Origin of the sequence: Nocardia sp. NPDC059177 (assembly GCF_042755165.1) — a bacterium.
Taxonomy (GTDB): domain Bacteria; phylum Actinomycetota; class Actinomycetes; order Mycobacteriales; family Mycobacteriaceae; genus Nocardia.
In genome coordinates, this window is sequence record NZ_JBHZBX010000020.1 from 53681 (window position 1) to 70180 (window position 16500).

15 protein-coding genes are annotated in these 16500 nt (G+C 68.6%); 5 read left to right on the forward strand and 10 right to left on the reverse strand.

Features of this window, described 5'->3' with window-relative positions; all coding sequences use genetic code 11:
• Together ACFXK0_RS23030 and ACFXK0_RS23035 are read left to right on the forward strand one after the other, a co-directional pair.
• Positions 1 to 830: hypothetical protein (locus ACFXK0_RS23030; protein WP_379412737.1), on the forward strand; the 830-nt coding region annotated here is incomplete at its 5' end.
• Between the two features lie 85 nt (positions 831 to 915).
• Positions 916 to 1359 carry a hypothetical protein gene (locus tag ACFXK0_RS23035; protein WP_379412738.1) on the forward strand — a complete coding sequence of 148 codons (444 nt, stop codon included), beginning with the start codon at positions 916 to 918 and terminating at the stop codon, positions 1357 to 1359.
• Positions 1360 to 1713: 354 nt separating this feature from the next.
• Here the strand turns inward: ACFXK0_RS23035 and ACFXK0_RS23040 are convergent, their stop codons facing one another.
• A complete protein-coding gene (locus tag ACFXK0_RS23040) occupies positions 1714 to 2652 on the reverse strand; it encodes a helix-turn-helix transcriptional regulator (RefSeq protein ID WP_379412740.1) in 939 nt (312 codons plus the stop codon).
• Positions 2653 to 2741: 89 nt separating this feature from the next.
• Here ACFXK0_RS23040 and ACFXK0_RS23045 point away from each other — a divergent pair, with 89 nt between their 5' ends.
• Positions 2742 to 3149, forward strand: a complete 408-nt coding sequence (locus tag ACFXK0_RS23045) for a VOC family protein (protein ID WP_379412741.1) — start codon at positions 2742 to 2744, stop codon at positions 3147 to 3149.
• Here ACFXK0_RS23045 and ACFXK0_RS23050 read toward each other — a convergent pair.
• Together ACFXK0_RS23050 and ACFXK0_RS23055 are read right to left on the reverse strand one after the other, a co-directional pair.
• On the reverse strand, positions 3146 to 3943 hold the full coding sequence (locus ACFXK0_RS23050) for an HAD family hydrolase (protein WP_379412743.1): 798 nt from the start codon (positions 3941 to 3943) through the stop codon (positions 3146 to 3148). The genes ACFXK0_RS23045 and ACFXK0_RS23050 overlap by 4 nt on opposite strands.
• Positions 3944 to 4591: 648 nt before the next feature.
• Positions 4592 to 6898 carry an Hsp70 family protein gene (locus ACFXK0_RS23055; RefSeq protein ID WP_379412744.1) on the reverse strand — a complete coding sequence of 769 codons (2307 nt, stop codon included), beginning with the start codon at positions 6896 to 6898 and terminating at the stop codon, positions 4592 to 4594.
• A gap of 525 nt (positions 6899 to 7423) precedes the next feature.
• Here ACFXK0_RS23055 and ACFXK0_RS23060 point away from each other — a divergent pair.
• Positions 7424 to 8185 (forward strand): glucose 1-dehydrogenase, encoded by a 762-nt coding sequence (locus ACFXK0_RS23060; RefSeq protein WP_379412745.1) that lies wholly within the window; start codon positions 7424 to 7426, stop codon positions 8183 to 8185.
• 50 nt (positions 8186 to 8235) lie between these two features.
• On the opposite strand, the gene ACFXK0_RS23065 is transcribed toward ACFXK0_RS23060, so the two are convergent.
• From ACFXK0_RS23065 to ACFXK0_RS23095, 7 genes are all read right to left on the reverse strand, one after another.
• Positions 8236 to 9825 (reverse strand): FAD-dependent oxidoreductase, encoded by a 1590-nt coding sequence (locus ACFXK0_RS23065; protein ID WP_379412746.1) that lies wholly within the window; start codon positions 9823 to 9825, stop codon positions 8236 to 8238.
• Between the two features lie 12 nt (positions 9826 to 9837).
• Entirely contained in the window at positions 9838 to 10845 is a 1008-nt protein-coding gene (locus tag ACFXK0_RS23070) for a diiron oxygenase (protein ID WP_379412821.1), read from the reverse strand.
• A gap of 359 nt (positions 10846 to 11204) precedes the next feature.
• Positions 11205 to 12200 (reverse strand): sulfate/molybdate ABC transporter ATP-binding protein, encoded by a 996-nt coding sequence (locus ACFXK0_RS23075; RefSeq protein WP_379412747.1) that lies wholly within the window; start codon positions 12198 to 12200, stop codon positions 11205 to 11207.
• Positions 12197 to 13003 (reverse strand): sulfate ABC transporter permease subunit CysW, encoded by an 807-nt coding sequence (cysW, locus tag ACFXK0_RS23080; RefSeq protein WP_379412749.1) that lies wholly within the window; start codon positions 13001 to 13003, stop codon positions 12197 to 12199. Before cysW ends, ACFXK0_RS23075 begins: the two co-directional genes overlap by 4 nt.
• Positions 13000 to 13824: a sulfate ABC transporter permease subunit CysT gene (cysT, locus tag ACFXK0_RS23085; protein WP_379412822.1), complete on the reverse strand. Its 825-nt coding sequence runs from the start codon at positions 13822 to 13824 to the stop codon at positions 13000 to 13002. Before cysT ends, cysW begins: the two co-directional genes overlap by 4 nt.
• 119 nt (positions 13825 to 13943) lie before the next feature.
• Entirely contained in the window at positions 13944 to 14993 is a 1050-nt protein-coding gene (locus tag ACFXK0_RS23090; protein ID WP_379412750.1) for a sulfate ABC transporter substrate-binding protein, read from the reverse strand.
• 211 nt (positions 14994 to 15204) lie between these two features.
• Positions 15205 to 15294, reverse strand: coding sequence for an Ms4533A family Cys-rich leader peptide (locus tag ACFXK0_RS23095; protein WP_019045829.1), 90 nt, complete (start codon positions 15292 to 15294; stop codon positions 15205 to 15207).
• A 74-nt stretch (positions 15295 to 15368) separates the two neighbouring features.
• Here ACFXK0_RS23095 and ACFXK0_RS23100 point away from each other — a divergent pair, with 74 nt between their 5' ends.
• Complete coding sequence (locus tag ACFXK0_RS23100) at positions 15369 to 16418, forward strand: M48 family metallopeptidase (RefSeq protein WP_379412751.1); 1050 nt, start codon at positions 15369 to 15371, stop codon at positions 16416 to 16418.
• The last annotated feature ends 82 nt before the right edge of the window (positions 16419 to 16500 follow it).

Sequence of the window (16500 nt, forward strand, 5' to 3'; positions counted from 1 at the left end):
GGCACGCTGCCCACGCCGGGCACGCTGCCCACGCCGGGCACGCTGCCCACGCCGGGCACGCTGCCCACGCCGGGCACGCTGCCCACGCCGGGCACGCTGCCCACGCCGGGCACGGTGGTGGGGTGCCGGGTGGGCTGCAGGTTTCGCAGGATGGGTACACGCTGGACCTGGAGACCGTGATCGCGCGGCCGGGGGATATCGACTTCCGGTTCCGGATTCTCGGGCCCGACGGGGTGGCGGTGACCGAGTTCGATCCGATTCACGATCGGGAGCTGCATCTGATCGTGGCGCGGCGGGAGCTGACCGGGTTCTGGCATGTACACCCGCGGCGTGAGGACGACGGGACCTGGGTGATCAGCGTGAATCTGCCCGAGGCGGGCGCTTACCGGGTGTTCACCGATATCGCACCCCGGGCACTCGGCCGGACAATCACCCTGGGCGCCGACCTCGCTGTCGCGGGACACTATGCACCGCAACCGGTTCCGGCGGTGGCGCGACGAGCCGAGGTGGACGGCTACGAGGTCACCGTCGACGCCGACCTGCGGACCGAGGGCGAACTCCTGACACTGACCGTCCGCAAAGACGGCGCACCCGTGACGGATCTGCAGCCCTACCTCGCCGCCTTCGGCCACCTGGTGATCCTGCGCGCCGGCGATCTCGCCTACGTCCACGTGCACCCGAACGGCGAACCCGGCGACGGCATCACCCCGGCGGGACCAGAGATCACCTTCCACACCGCGGTTCCCGGGCCCGGCACCTACCGCCTGTTCCTCGACTTCCGGCACAAGGACGTGGTCCGTACCGCGGCATTCACCCTCTCCGCGGGCTGATCACCGTGGCGCGACAAGGGATCGGACGGCAGCCGAGCCGCCCGATCCCTTGTCGCGCCACCTGAACCGTCCGTACTGTGCAGGAATGGCATCGCTACTGCTCGAAGATCTTCCGCAGGCCGTCACCGCGTTGTTCGCCCGCCGCGCCCGGCACGCGGGATCCACGATCACCGAACAGGTACGCGCGGAACTGATCCGCATCGCCGAGCGTCCCGTGGCCATCGACGCCGTCGTGCGTTTCGTCGAGCAGCACCGTGCCCCGGCACCGGTGATCGACGCGCACGCGACGGCCTTGACAACGGTGTACAGCCTGCCCGCGAACACCTGGCAAGTCCTGTGCCGACGAGCGGCGGCGTCAGCCCAGCCGGTGAGCGACTACGTACGGCACGAACTCGTCGTCGCGGCACGTAACCCCACACTCGACGACGTGCGGGCGGAATTCCTCGACCTGCAGAACGCGAACCCGGACCTGCCGATCGATATCGACGCCGTCCTGGCATCAGCCCGCTACGCCCGCGCCATGAGCTGACACCCACTGCGGGCCACGATCGACCGCCCGCGCCGATCCCCGCGAACGGTCCGCCACCGAAACACCCGCACGATCAGCCGACACCCGCCGCGGGCCTCCGCGATTCACCGCACGCGACCAGCACCGAATCCGGTCCGCCACCGATTCGCCCGCGCGATCAGCCGACACCCGCCGCGGGACTTCGGGATCGACCGAGCGCGACCAGTACCGAACGTCCGCCACCGGTATCTCACCACAGCGCTCGGAGTCCCGGCGATGGGTCTGGCAGTGTTGAGCGCCGATCTCATCCAATTCACGACCAGCTGGGCCGCGGCCGAGGTGGCGAGCGGACGGACATGTCGCCAACGGTTGCGCTCAGCTGTTGCCGTGCACCAGCTCGGTGCCCAGCGTGACTAGTTCCGCCCGCACCGCAGGCGGACCGACGACCTCGACATCGGCGCCCCAACCCGCGAGCTGCCGGGCGACCATCTTCGCCGTGTCCGCGGTGATCCGGGCCCGGACCCGGCCGTCGTCGGCGGGGCCGAGCAGGGTGCAGTTGCGGCCCTGCTGGTCGGCCAGGATCGGGGCGAGGGCAGCCGAGACCAGCACTGTGGCGGCCACGGCGGCGCGGCGCTCCTCCATGCGGGTGACGATTCGCGACCACTCCTCGGGAAGATCGAAATCCACTGGGCAAGCATATATTTCGTCCAGCGTCGTCACCTCGGTGATCCGGTCGAGACGGAAGGTGCGCTGCCCGTGGTCGGTGCCCGCGATCAAATACCAGATCGTCTCCTTCTCGGCTAGACCCCACGGTTCGACGATGCGCTCGGTCCGCACCCCCGCGCGCTGGTATCCGATCCGCACCCGATGCCGGTCGACGACCGCGCGCTGGAGGTCGGTGAGCAGGACAGGTTGTTCGGGGTCCGGACGTCCCCAGCGCGCCGGGTCGACGACGACCGCGTCGGCGGCGGCAGCGGCGTCGGCACGGAAGGTCTGTGGGAGTGCGCGCACCAGTTTGCGCAGGGCCGATTTCACCTCAGGCGCGGCCTGAGCGGCCGGACCGGCCAGCAGGAACAGGGCCCGGGTCTCCCCCGCGGTCAGGCCGGACAGGTCGGTGCGGGCACCGCCGATCAACGACCATCCGCCACCCCGGCCGGGCTGCGGATACACCGGGATGCCCGCCGCGGACAAGGCCTCGAGATCCCGGCGGGCCGTCGCGACCGATACTTCGAGTTCGGTGGCGACCTCGGCCGCCGTCACCCGGCCACGTGCCTGCATCAACAGCAGGGTGGCCACCAGTCTGTCCGCTCGCATCCTTCGATTCTGCCCATAAAAGTGCTCATTCGTTGCGCACTTTGACTGGCAATCTTGTTCGCATCACACCGACTACCCAGGAGCTCCCCATGCTGCGCGGAATGGCCACCACCACCTACTACGCCGACGATCTCGCCGCCGCCAAGGACTGGTACACCGAATTCCTCGGCCTCGCCCCGTATTACGAGGTGCCCGGCGGATACTACGAGTTCCGGGTGGGACCGATGCAGGCCGAACTCGGCATCATCAATCGCGCCTACGCTCCGGCCGGCGCGCGGCACGCGCCCGGTGGTGGCGGTGTGGTGTTCTGGCACGTCGACGATCTGGCGGCCACGTTCGACCGGTTGCTCGCGCTCGGCGCGACCGAGTACGAGCCGATCACCCAGCGTGGTGACGGTGCGGGATTCGCGACCGCGGCGGTGCTGGATCCGTTCGGGAACGTGCTGGGCATCATGAGCAACCCGCACTTCGTCGCCATGACGGCGGCGGCGCGCTAACCGAACCAGCGCTCGAGGACGGTGGCGACGCCGTCCTCGGCGACGTCACCGGTGACCTCGTCGGCCAGGGCCAGTACGTCGTCCGGCGATCCGGCCATCGCGACCGAATGCGCTGCCCAGCGCAACATCTCCCGGTCGTTGAAGCCGTCGCCGATGGCGAGGGTGGCATCCGGTGCGATACCCAGTGCGCGCCGGAGCCGTTCCAGCGCCCAGCCTTTCGACACCCCGCGCCGGGAGACGGTGAGCCACGGACCGAACTCGCCGTGCACCCACGACGCGTCCGGCACCTCCAGCGACGCCAGCAGCCGGAGCATCTCCTCCGGGGATCCGTCGGGCCACCAGCCGTTGAGCCGGGGCGTCGGTTCGCTGCTCAGGACCTGATGGTCGACGAGCTGGAACTCCCCGATCGAGAACTCCCCCGGGCCGTGTCCGGTCGCCCAGGTCCCGACACCGACCCGTTCTGCGGCGAAGATCATCGCCGGGAACAGCGCACGCAGCGCCAGGACCGCCGGTCCCGGATCGAACGCCTGCACCGCGACCGGCTCGCCCCTGGCAACGTCGATGTGCACGGCCCCGTTGGAACACAACGCATGTCCCTCGGTGAGCCCCAGCTCGTGCAGCACCGGCCGTGTCGTGAGCAGCGTGCGACCCGTGGTCACCACGACATGCGCGCCCGCCGCCACCGCCGCCCGCACCGCCGCGACCACCCGCGCGCGCACCGCGAACCCTGTCGCCAGCAGGGTCCCATCCACATCGAGCGCAATCAGTTCCGGCGCTCCCCCGAGTACAGCCACCAGCCCATTGTGCCCGCCCCCACCGACACCCACCTCGGTTTCAGCACCCTGACCTGCGCGGCCCCGATCCGATACACGCCGAATCACCACGAATTACCCGACCCACCAGCACAATCCGGCCACCTACACGATTGCCCAAACCATGGCGGACCAGATCTTCCTCAGCGACAAAGGCTTCAGCCGACACAGTGCGGCCGCTTCGACACCGACGCGCGACCACCACCCGGGCGGTCGATTCGTGTGAACCTGTCCCCAGGGTCAGCCGCACGCCTACCCGCGTTCCGATTCCGAATCGACCATCGTCTCGGGCGACCCGCAACGCCTCGCCATCGACGGGCGCCGTTGCCGGCGGCGACAACCACCCGAGTCCACCAACCCCGCACTGAGCACTGCGCGCAGCCACGCAGGACAGAGATCGAAGTCCTTTCCTCTGAGTAGCGATCGTGAAGTCGCCGCAGCTATCGAGCCGCTCGGCAGCAACGACGAGAGCCCCTACCTGCGCCGCCACCCTTCGAGCCGCCGGAGGACGAACCGCCGGTCGAGGAACAGACCACTGCGCACTGTGCTCAGACACGCAGACCTACCCGCCGAAGTACGGTCCGCTGCGTACCGATCGTGAGGTTGCCACGACTCCCGAGCCGCTACGCATCAGCGGCGGGAACCACCACCACCGCCGCCACCACCGCCACCGCCTGCGCCGCCGCCCTTCGAGCCGCCGGAGGATGCGCCGCCGGTTGAGGAACCGCCCTTGGAGCCGCCCGAGGACGAACCGCCCGTCGAGCCGCCCGAGGACGAACCGCCGGTCGAGGACGAACCGCCGGAGGAAGTACCTCCCGACGAGGTACCACGGGAGGAATCGCCACCGCCGGACGCACCGCCCGAGGCACCGCCACCGGATCCACCACCACCCGAGGCGCCACCACCTGAGGCACCTCCGCCGCCGGAAGCTCCTCCGCCACCGGAGGAATCGCCGCCGCCCGAAGCGCCACCGCCCCCACCTGATGCATCACCGCCGCCTCCGCCACCGCCGGAAGCACCACCGCCGGAAGCATCACCGGAACCGCCACCACCCGAAGCCCCGCCACCGGACGCACCCCCACCCGAGGCACCATCCGAATCGCTGCCACCCGAGGCACCACCGCCGGACGCACCCCCACCCGAGGCACCATCCGAATCGCTGCCACCCGAGGCACCACCGCCGGACGCCCCCCCATCACCTGCGCCGCCTGTCGAACCACCGGTCGACCCGCCGGTGGACGCACCTCCCCCGGTGGACGCACCGCCGTCGGTCGAACCATCGGTTCCACCCGGAGAGGTACCGGTTCCCGGCTGAGGGCCGGAAGGTGCTGTGCCGGCGGAGGTTCCGGGCGTGCCGATGTCGCCGGCGCCCGGAATCGTGGTGCCGCCGGACGGTGTGTCCGAGGCGGGGACGCCGGGGATGGAGGACCCGGGGGTCGAGGATCCGGGCGATGTCGGGGCACCGGGCGTCGACGGAGTACCGGGGACCGACGGGGTTCCCGTGATCGGACCGGGGCCGGCGATCGGGCCGAGATCGGAGAGGTCGGGGCTGCCCGGGTCGGTGGGGGTGTTGTCCGGCTGGGTGCGGTTCGCGAAGGGCAAGGGATTGATGAAGGTGGCCGGGTTGCCGTAGGTGGATCTGGCCAGCAGCGGTGAGCGGCAGTCGTCGCCGGTGCTCGGCTGGCCGGAACCACCGCGTTCGCCGCCACCGACGGACTCCCCGGCGGCCTCGGCACCACCGATGAACCGTTCGTAGGCGGTGCGGGCCGCGGTCACGGCGGTGGCGCCCGCCACGGCGACCCGGCCGGTGACCGGGTCGATGGCGCTGAGCAGGCCGGCGTTGCGGGCCGCGACCAGGTCGGCGCTCATGTCGTAGAGCAGTGCGTCGGCCGGTGCGCCGAGGGCCGGGAATCGGTCGAGCACGGGGGTCAGGCCGGGATCGAACGGGCTGCCGAACACCGTCATCGCCGACATGGCGAGTGCGGAAACCACCGCGGCGCTGGAGAAGACGGCGACATTGGGTCCGGCCCCACCGGAGGGCTGCACGGGGGCGAAGGTGCGCGCGGCCAGCGCCGCGGCACCGGACGCGACGACCTGGCCGGGATCGGCGACGGTGACCAGCGGGACCCCGAGTTCGGCCAGGGTCCGGGTGACTTCGGGCGCGCGCGTCGCACCACCGACGAGCATGATCCGGGAGAGATCGGCCAGCCGCAGCCCCGCGGCCGCGACCGTCTTGCTGACCAGCGGGAAGGTGTCGCGAATGTGCTCGCTGCGCAGGGCTTCGATGTTCACCATGGCGGTGAGGGTCTGGGTCGCGCGACCGCCGCGTGGCTCTCCGGCGTAGCGAGCGACCATCTCCCCCAGCGGTTTTCCGCCGAAGTCGGTGGACCGTACCGGCGGTCCGACCATCGGGTGGTTCGGCCAGTCGGGTCCGACGCGCAGCACGGTGAGGTCGAGGCTGGTGGCGCCCAGGTCGTAGACGAGGACGAAACCCGGGTCCAGCGGACCGTTTTCGGTTTCGAGCCATTCGGCGGCGGCCACCGGCTCCGGCGCGAGCAGCACCTGGCCCGCACCCGCCAGGTGTAATGCCTGCCCGAGCAGGGACACCTGTTTGTCGGTGTACACCGCCGGATAGGTGAGCACGATGCCCGCGGCCGGTTCGGTCAGCTCGATCAGACCGGTGACGACCGCGGCGATCAGGTTGGTCGCCGAATAGAACCGCCCGCCGATCACCATCGGCTCCGGTTCGCGGCTCAGGTCGGCGAAATCTGTGATCGCCGAGGCGAAGTCGTTGATCGCGCCGATGCGGGGCCGCCCCGCGTCGTCGAAAGTGAGTGCGGTGCGCCGTGTACGCACCGCCGGTTTGGCCGGATCGTCGGCGATCACCGCCGAAATCGCATTGACCGCACCGATACTCAAGCCCAGACCTCTGGTCATGTTTTTTGCTATCCCGTCAACGCACCGTGACCACGTCCAGCACGCGAGCGCACCATGTGGCCGCGGTCGTCTTCCAAACAGCTCGCACAGATTAACCGGGCATCCGAGGAATTGCTGCGTGATTGATACGAAAGACGTGACCTTCGGCCCTTGTTAGGGGATCACCGCAGGTGAGTACGCATACGGACAACCGTCCAGTCCCCTGGACGGTGTCAAATCGACTGACAGACTCCGAGATTCAGCTACCGGAGAGTAATCACCTGACACGTCGCCGAATTGCATTCTTCCGGTTTGTTTTAGCCGCATCCGAATGGACTTACCGACTGGTAATCAATTCATTTGATGCCGAGAAGGTTTTCCTGACAGCGAAATGCGGTGCCGCGCCGAGAAGTACACGCATATTCCGATGACACGTCAACGCAACGACGAATTCCCGCCAGCGGCGCGACAGCGCGGCCCGTTGACTGGAGCCACGGAGACGAACAGATACGGCTCCGGATAGCCAAGGCAGAGAAGGGAATTCGCATGTCCACTCGTTTCGCAGACCAGGTCGTCCTCGTCACCGGCGCCGGTTCGGGCATCGGCCGGGCGCTGGCGTTGCGCGTCGCGGCCGAGGGCGCCGCCGTGGTGCTGGGATCACGCGGCAAGGACCAGGGCGAGCAGGTCGCCGAGCAGATCAGGGCCGCGGGCGGACGCGCGCTGTTCGTCGCGACCGACGTGACGGTCGACGCCGACGCGGCCCGGCTCACCCAGGCCGCGCTGACCGAATACGGCAGGCTCGACGCCGCGTTCAACAACGCAGGCGCGATCAACGCGTTCGGCCCGATCGCCGAGATCGATGAGGCGGCCTGGCGGGCGGACCTGGACCTCAACCTGACCGGGGTCTTCCATGGACTCCGGCATCAGGTGCCCGCGATCATCGCCTCCGGTGGCGGCGCGATCCTGAACAACGCCTCCAATCTCGGCGTCGTCGGGATGGCCTCGGTGGCACCCTATGCGGCGGCCAAACATGGCGTGATCGGGCTGACCAGGTCGGTGGCGCTGGAGACCGCGGCCGCGGGCGTGCGGGTCAACGCGCTGGTCTCCGGCGCGGTCGACACCCCCGCCTTCCGCTCCTCGATGGGCGCCACCCCCGAGGGCGAGGCCGCGATCGCCGCACTGCACCCGATCGGGCGGATCGCCCAGCCCACGGAGATCGCGGCGCTGTGCGCGTTCCTGCTCAGCGGCGAGGCCTCGTTCGTCACCGGGGCCGCGGTCGCGGTGGACGGCGGTTTCACCGCGCAGTGAGCACGTCGAAGGCCCGCCATCTGCGATGACGGGCCTTCGATGCGGGTAGGTCAGCTGCTGCGCGCGAACAGCCGCTTGATCGAGCCCTCGCGCGGTGCCGCGGCGCCACCGGCGACAGCCTGCGGGCGACGGGCCCGCACCAGGCGGTCGAACTCCTGCGCACTGCGTGCCGGAGCGCGCAACGCACCACGGTTGAAGTCCGCGGCCAGCTGCTGGACGGTCTCCTGCGCACAGGACTTGTTGGTCCCGATGAAGCCGGTCGGGCCACGCTTGATCCAGCCGGTGACGTAGGCACCGGGGACGACCTCGCCACCCGGCGCGGACAGGACCCTGCCCTGCGCGTTCGGGATGACCCCGCGCGCGTCGTCGAACGGCAGATCCTTGGTCGGCACCCCTCGGTAGCCGACCGAGGTGAGCACGACGCCGGCCTCGAGCAGGTCGATCTCACCGGTGGGCGCCGCACTGGTGCGGCCCTCGGCATCGGTGACCAGGTCGTTGCGCTCGACCCGCACCCCGGTCACCGTGTCGGTGCCGGCGATCTCCACCGGCGAGGACAGGTAGCGGAACACGATGCGCTTACGCGCGCCGAACGGGCGATTCGCGACGCTGTGCAGCAGGCGCAGCTTCTGCTCGACCTTGTACGGCAGGTCGGCGGTGACCTCGGGCAGCTCGCCCTCGATCGCGATGTCGATATCGGCGGCCAGCAGGCCGACGAACTCCGGCACCGTGAAAGCCGATTCGGCCGGACCGCGCCGGCCCAGGATGACGACCTCTTCGATCTTGCTCTCGCGCAACGCCTTCAGCGCGTAGGGCGCGATATCGGTGGCGGCCAGGGTCGCCGGGTCGACGGTCAGGATGCGGGCGACATCGAGGGCGACATTGCCGTTGCCCACGATGACCACGCGCTTCTGGTCCAGGTCGAACCGGTCGTCGGCGTGCTCGGGGTGGCCGTTGTACCAGGCGACGAAGTCGGTGGCCGACACATTGCCGGGCATGCCCTCACCGGGGATGCCCAGCTTGCGGTCCGCGGACGCGCCCACCGCGTAGATCACGCTGTGGAAGTGCTCGAGCAGCTCGGCATGGCTGATGTGCTTGCCGATCTCGACATCGAGGTAGGTGCCGAAGTCGTCCTGCTCGCTCATGATGTCGAACAGGTCGGCGACCTTGCGGGTGCGCTTGTGATCGGGCGCGACACCGAGCCTGGCCAGGCCGTAGGGCTGCGGCAACCGGTCGAACATGGTCACCGAGACGCCGGGCTGGGTCAGCAGCTCGTCGGCGGCGTACATCGCCGACGGGCCGGAGCCGACCACGGCGACCCGCAGCGGCGAGCGCTCGGTGTCGATCGCGGGCGGCATCACCGGGCGGGCCAGCGTCGGCCGATCGCGCTGCACGCGGTAGAAGTCGGCGTTGATCTCGATGAACGGCTTCTGCTCCGCGGTCAGCTTCTTCGACGAGGTGATCGCGTCGACCGGGCAGGCGGTGGCGCAGGCGCCACAGTCCACACACGCCGCCGGGTCCACGTAGAGCATCTCCGCGGTGAGGAAGTCCGGCTCGTCCGGGGTGGGATGAATGCAGTTGACCGGGCACGCGTAGACGCACGAGGCGTCACTACAGCATGACTGGGTGACAACGTAGGGCATGTCGCTACCGTCTCAGGCTGCTGCGTGCTTGGCGGAGCGCTTGGGCTCCGAACGGTACCGGCTGGACGGGCCGTCGATGCCGAGCAGCTTCCACACCCGCTTGGCGATCGGGTTCATCAGGCCGATCTCCTCGGCGAGCGCGCGCACGTCGATGAAGTAGTCGGCGAAGACCTGCTTGGCCTCCTTGGAACCGTAGAACAGTTCCTTGCGTACCTCGGCCGGCATGTCGAACTGCTTGAAGAAGGTCTTCGGCGGGGTCGCGATGGCGCGGCCGAGCACGAACATGATGATCGGCATGGCCACCGAGAGCACGGCCTTGTTGAAGGCGGGCTGGGCGGGCACGTTCTTCTTCAGGAACTCGTGGGCGAAGGAGATGTGGCGAGCTTCCTCGGCCACGTGGATTGCCATCACGCCGCGCATGATCGGGTGGATGTCGTCACCCGAGCGCAGGATGTCCTTCTGGATGTGGTCGATCGGCTCCTCGCCGGCGAGCACGGCCATGAAGAAGAAGTTCGGGAACAGCGCGCCGGCCGGGGCTGCCAGGTGGCGCAGCTGACGCACGAGCGGGTTCATGCCCGGCACGTCGGCGACGCGGTTGACCATCTCCTGGAACATCAGGGTGTGGTTGTGCTCTTCGATCATCTCGTGCGAGCAGTACCGGAATTCCGGATCGTTGTTCTTCAGGTTGAAGATGTGCTGCATCATGCCGATGATCAGGATGGCCTCGAACTGCAGGCCGACCTTGGCGACATTGGCCTGGCGCACCTTGCCTATCTCGATCTTCTGATCCAGCGGCAGCGCCTGGTACCAGGGGTGACGGCCGATCGGGTCGGCCGAGGTGACCAGGACCCAGCGCTCGGGCTTGTGGTCCGGGTCGAACTCGGGGTTGTCCCAGTCGATGTCCTCGAACGGGTCGAAGTGGCGGTCGACCGACGCCTCCGACAGCATCAGCAACTTCTCGGCGTACGCCTGAGCCTCCGCGACTACGGGATCGACGTCAGGGGTGGTGGGCGCAGACATCGTCGTCACTGCCTCTCCTCAAGGGACGTTTACTGTTTCCAATAGTTACACCTACGAGGAGTCACGTCAACTCTGCGAACGACTCGAATTGACCCCTTCGGCGCGTCGAAACTGCCACCGAAAAAGCTACTCACCAGTAAAAATGGCTCTACCTGTGACACTGCGTCATGGACAGTCGTCCACGGCGTGTGGTGAGACGGCGAAAATTCTCCCCGGCCGAGCGCGTCACGGCGGGAAACGGACCGCCGGTACCGGTCAACCTGCGGCGATCGACCACGACCGGCGGTCCATGACCCGACCGGCCACACGACAGAGGCCCCGCGACGTCGTGTCGCGGGGCCCGGCCGGGAATCGGTGGATCAGGTCGCGGGCAGATCCGGGAGCTTCGTGGCGCGTGCGTAAACCGTCTCGCCCTCGGTCAGCCGCAACGCCGCAGCATCGCCCCGGGTCACCTGGGCGGCGAACTGGTCACCGGTGGCCGCGTTGCGCAGTTCCAGGCGCACCTCGAAGCCCAGCCGCACGATGCGCTCCACGGTGGCCCTGGTGACCCCGGCGGACTCCGCGGTGCCCTCGTGCTCGGCCAGCGCCATGCTCGGATCGCGGCCGATGCGGATGTCGTGCGGGCGCACCAGGTGGCCGTTGAGCCGGGCGACCGCGCCGAGGAACGACATCACGAACTCGTTGGCAGGTCGGTCGTAGACGTCCTCCGGGGAGCCGACCTGCTCGATGCGGCCCTTGTTCATCACCGCGATCCGGTCGGCGACGTCGAGCGCCTCCTCCTGATCGTGGGTCACCAGCACGGTGGTCACATGAACCTCCTCGTGCAGCCGGCGCAACCACTGCCGCAGATCGGTGCGGACCTTGGCGTCCAGCGCGCCGAACGGCTCGTCGAGCAGCAACACCTGCGGGTCGACGGCCAGCGCACGGGCCAGCGCCATGCGCTGACGCTGACCGCCGGACAGCTGCGCCGGATACCGGTGCTGGAAGCCGTCCAGGCCGACGATGCCGAGCAGTTCGTCGACGCGCTTGTCGATCTCCTTCTTCGGCCGCTTACGGATGGTCAAGCCGAAGGCGACATTGTCGCGCACCGTCATGTGCTTGAACGCCGCGTAGTGCTGGAAGACGAAACCGATATCGCGCTTCTGCGGCGCCACATGGGTGACGTCGTTGCCCGCGATCCGGACGATGCCCGAATCCAGCGACTCCAGCCCGGCGATCGAGCGCAGCAGCGTCGACTTGCCGGAACCGGACGGGCCGAGCAGGGCGGTCAGTTCGCCGGAGGGGATGTCGATGCTGACATCGTCGAGAGCGGCGAAGGAACCGTAGTTCTTGCGCGCGTTGGTCACGGTGATCATTCGGTGCCCCGCTTGCGTTCGAGGAGAGTCATCAGAAGGAGTACGACCAGGGCCATGCCCATCAGCAGCGTGGCCGCGCTGTAGGCGCCGAAGGTGTTGTGGTCGTCGATATAGCGGCCGTGCACCAGCAGGGTCAGGGTCTGCGACTTGCCCGGCATCGCCGTCGAGACCATGATCACCGCGCCGAACTCGCCGAGCGCGCGGGCCACGGTCAGCACCACGCCGTAGGTCAGGCCCCAGCGGATGGCGGGCAGGGTGATCCGCCAGAAGGTCTGCCAGCGCGAGGCCCCCAGCGTGGCCGCGGCCTGCTCCTGGTCGTCACCGATCTCGTGCAGCACCGGCTCGACCTCGCGCACCACGAACGGCAGGGTGACGAAGATGGTCGCGATCACCATGCCGGGCAGGCTGAAGATCACCTTGAACCCGATGTTCTCCAGCCCGCCGAACCAGCCACCCGCACCCCACAGCAGGATCAGCGAAACACCGACCACCACCGGCGACACCGCGAACGGCAGGTCGACGATGCCCTGCACCAGGCTGCGGCCCGGGAACTTGCTGCGGACCAGCGCCAGCGCGGTGACCACGCCGAACACGACATTCAACGGCACCACGATGCCCACGATGATCATCGACAGCTGGAACGCCGAGATCGCCGCGGGCGTGGTGATCTGGTCGATGAACGCCCCGATCCCGTTCTCGAAGGTGCGCAGCAGGATGATCACCAGCGGCAGCACCAGCAGTACGCCCAGATAGCCGAGCGCGACCGTGCGCAACGACAGCCGGGTGAACAGCGACAGCTTCATCGGGCGGCCTCTTCCTTACGCGCGGTGCGCTCGGCGAGCAGCCGCAACACCAGCAGGCTGGCGAAGGAGATCACCAGCAGCGCCACCGACACCGCGGCGGCGTTGACCGGCCGGTCGACCTCGATCTGCTGCTGGATGTACTGCGAGGTCATCTGGGTCTCACGCGGGATGTTGCCGCCGATGAGCACCACCGAGCCGTACTCGCCGATCGCCCTGGCGAAGGCCAGGCCGCCGCCGGAGATGATCGCCGGGGCCAGCGTGGGCAGCACGATGCGGCGGAAGGTGATCCAGTTGCTCGCGCCCAGCGACAGCGCCGCCTGCTCCACTTCCTTGTCGACCTCGATCAGCACCGGCTGCACCGAACGCACCACGAAGGGCAGGGTGACGAAGGCCAGCGCGACGATCAGACCGGGCTGGGTGGCGTTGAGGTGGATGTCGATCGGGCTGTTCGGGCCGTAGAGCGAGAGCAGCACGATCGAGGCGACGATGGTCGGCAGCGCGAAGGGCAGGTCGATCAGCGCGTTGACGATGCCCTTGCCGGGGAAGTCGTCGCGCACCAGCACCCAGGCGATGAGCGTGCCCATCACCACATTGATGATCGCGACCACGACGGAGACGCCGAGGGTGATCCGCAACGAGTCCAGCGCCGAGGGCGCGGTGACCGCGTCCCAGAAGCCGGACCAGCCGTCATCGAAGGAGCTCACGGTCAGCGCGGCCAGCGGCAGCAGCACGATCACGCTGAGCCACAGCACGGCGACGCCGATGCCGAACGGGCCCACCGAGCCGGTGACCCGCAGCCAGCTCCGGCGACGGCCCGGCAGCGCGACCGCCGGTTTTTCGGGTTCTACGGCAGCGCCGGGATCGGGGGTGTCCCCGGTCCCGGCGGGCCCACTGCTGTCAGTCACAGTTGTCCAGTATCGCGTGTGTGCTGGGTCACGGCCTACCTGGTGGCCTGGTCGTAGATGACGGCGATCTTGCCGGTGTCCTGGGTGAACAGGTCCTTGTCCACGGCCTTCCAGCCACCGAGATCATCGATGGTCCACAACTTGGCCGGCTGCGGGAAGTCGGCGGCGAACTCGGCGGCGACGGTGGGGTCGACCGGACGGAAGCCGGCCTCGGCCCAGGCTCGCTGGCCCTCGGGAGTGAACAGGAAGTCGCGGAAGGCGGTGGCCTTGGCCAGGTTCTTGGCGTTCTTCAGCACCGCGACCGGGTTCTCGATCTTGAAGGTGACCGGCGGGTTGATGTGCTCGATCGGGTCGCCGTTGCGCTCGGCGAAGATGGCCTCGTTCTCGTAGCTCAGCAGCACGTCACCGGTGCCCTGCAGGAAGGTCTCGGTGGCTTCGCGGCCCGACTTCGGCTGCACCTTGACGTGCTCGGGCGAGATCAGCTGCGTCAGGTAGTCCAGCCCGGCCTGCGGGTTCTTGCCACCCTCGCTCTTGGCCGCGTACGGCGCGAGCAGGTTCCACTTGGCCGAGCCCGAGCTGAACGGGTTCGGGGTGACGACCTCGATGCCCGGCCGGAGCAGGTCGTCCCAGTCCTTGATGTTCTTGGGGTTGCCCTCGCGCACGACCAGGGTGACCACCGAACCGAACGGGATGCCCCGGGTCGCATCGGCGTTCCAGCTCTCCTCGACCAGACCGGCGTCGACCAGGCGGGTGACGTCGGGCTCGACCGAGAAGTTGACCACATCGGCCTCGGCGCCGTCCTTGACCTTGCGGGACTGGTCACCCGAGGCGCCGTAGGAGGCCTGGACCTGCACACCCTTGCCCGCGTCGGTCTTGTTGAACTCCGGGATGACCTTGTCGAAGCCCGGCTTGGGCACGGCGTAGGCGTAGAGGTTGATGGTGCCGCCGCTGCCGTCGGCGGTCGCCTCGCCGTCGACCGAATCGCTGGCGCCACCGCCGCAAGCGGTCAGCGCGATCGCGGCGACCGCGGTGAGAGCGACGGCGGCCGCGCGACGGCGCGAGCCGATCCAGGTGTTGCGAGACATCGGGGTGAACCTTTCGGAAAGACCCTGGCCGGCGACGTCGGTCGCGACGGCAGGGTTCGCACATGTCGATCGGTAGACCTGCCGGGTAGTGGATACACGGCAGTTGGCGCGACTCGGGCCCGCTGGCCCCCGGAGTGACGAACTACGACTGCGAAAACAAGGCGCGCGCCAGTCTACTGGGCAGGAACGCGCAGACGAGTTCGATGGCCGATCATCGACAGAGGATGTCCGCGACCGCGAGGTTGCCGACAGCGATCAACGCCAATTCATGGCGGATCTGCGGGGCGACACTCGACGACACAGGCAGACTGTAGCAGATTGCGACATGATGATTCGAATCGACGAGAGTTCCACACCGAGGGGGGATTTCACATCATGACCATTGCGCCGGACCGGGTACGTGTGCGTTTGCCGGAGATCAGCACGCGAGCCTGGGAACACCCCGCCGACCGCACCGCGCTGGTGACCCTGCGTTCGCTGAGCGGCTTCGACACCGTGCTGCGGACGCTGTCGGGGTTGCTGCGGGAACGTCAGCACCGGTTGATGTACCTCGCGACGGCGGTGCGCGTCGACGATCGCCAGTTCCGCACGCTGCACGAACTGCGCGCCGACTGTGTCGGGGTGCTCGACGCGCAGAGCACCCCGGAGATGTTCGTGCTGCAGGACCCGGCGGTGAACGCGTTCACCATCGGGATGGATCGGCCGTTCATCGTCGTCACCACCGGCCTGCTCGAACTGATGGACACCGAGGAACTGCGCTTCGTGATCGGCCACGAACTCGGGCACGCGCTGTCCGGGCACGCGGTGTACCGCACGATGCTCATGCACCTGATGCGGCTGTCGGCCTCGGTCGGCTGGATGCCGGTCGGCGGCTGGGCGCTGCGAGCGATCGTGGCGGCGCTGATGGAGTGGAGCCGCAAGTCGGAGTTGTCCGGCGACCGGGCGGGTCTGCTGTGCTGCCAGGATGTGGAGGCCTCGGTCCGGGTGCACATGAAGACCGCGGGCGGCGCCTGGCTGCCGGAGATGAACCACGGCGCCTTCCTCGACCAGGCCGACGACTACCTGCGCTCGGGCGACCTGCGCGACGGCGTCCTCAAACTGCTCAACCTGGAACTGCAGTCGCACCCCTTCTCGGTGCTGCGCGCCGCCGAACTGCGCCGCTGGATCCAGTCCGGCGACTACGACCGGATCCTGGGCGGCACCTACCCACGCCGCGACCAGGACAAGAACGCCCGCATCGGCGACGAGGTCAAAGAGGCCGCCCGCAGCTACCGCGAAACCTTCGACCAGTCCGAGGACATGCTCGTCCGCACCGTCCGCGACCTGGGCAAAGACGTGGGTTCAGCGGTCAGCACCGTCGGCCAGGAGGTCGGCCGCACGGTCGCCGACCTCGGCAAACGCTTCGAAGACTGGCGCAAGAACTAGCACAGCGCGCCGGCGCGGACACCGCGCCGGCGCGCACCCGTTATCGCGTGAAGAACCACGCGATGACAACCAGCACCAGCAG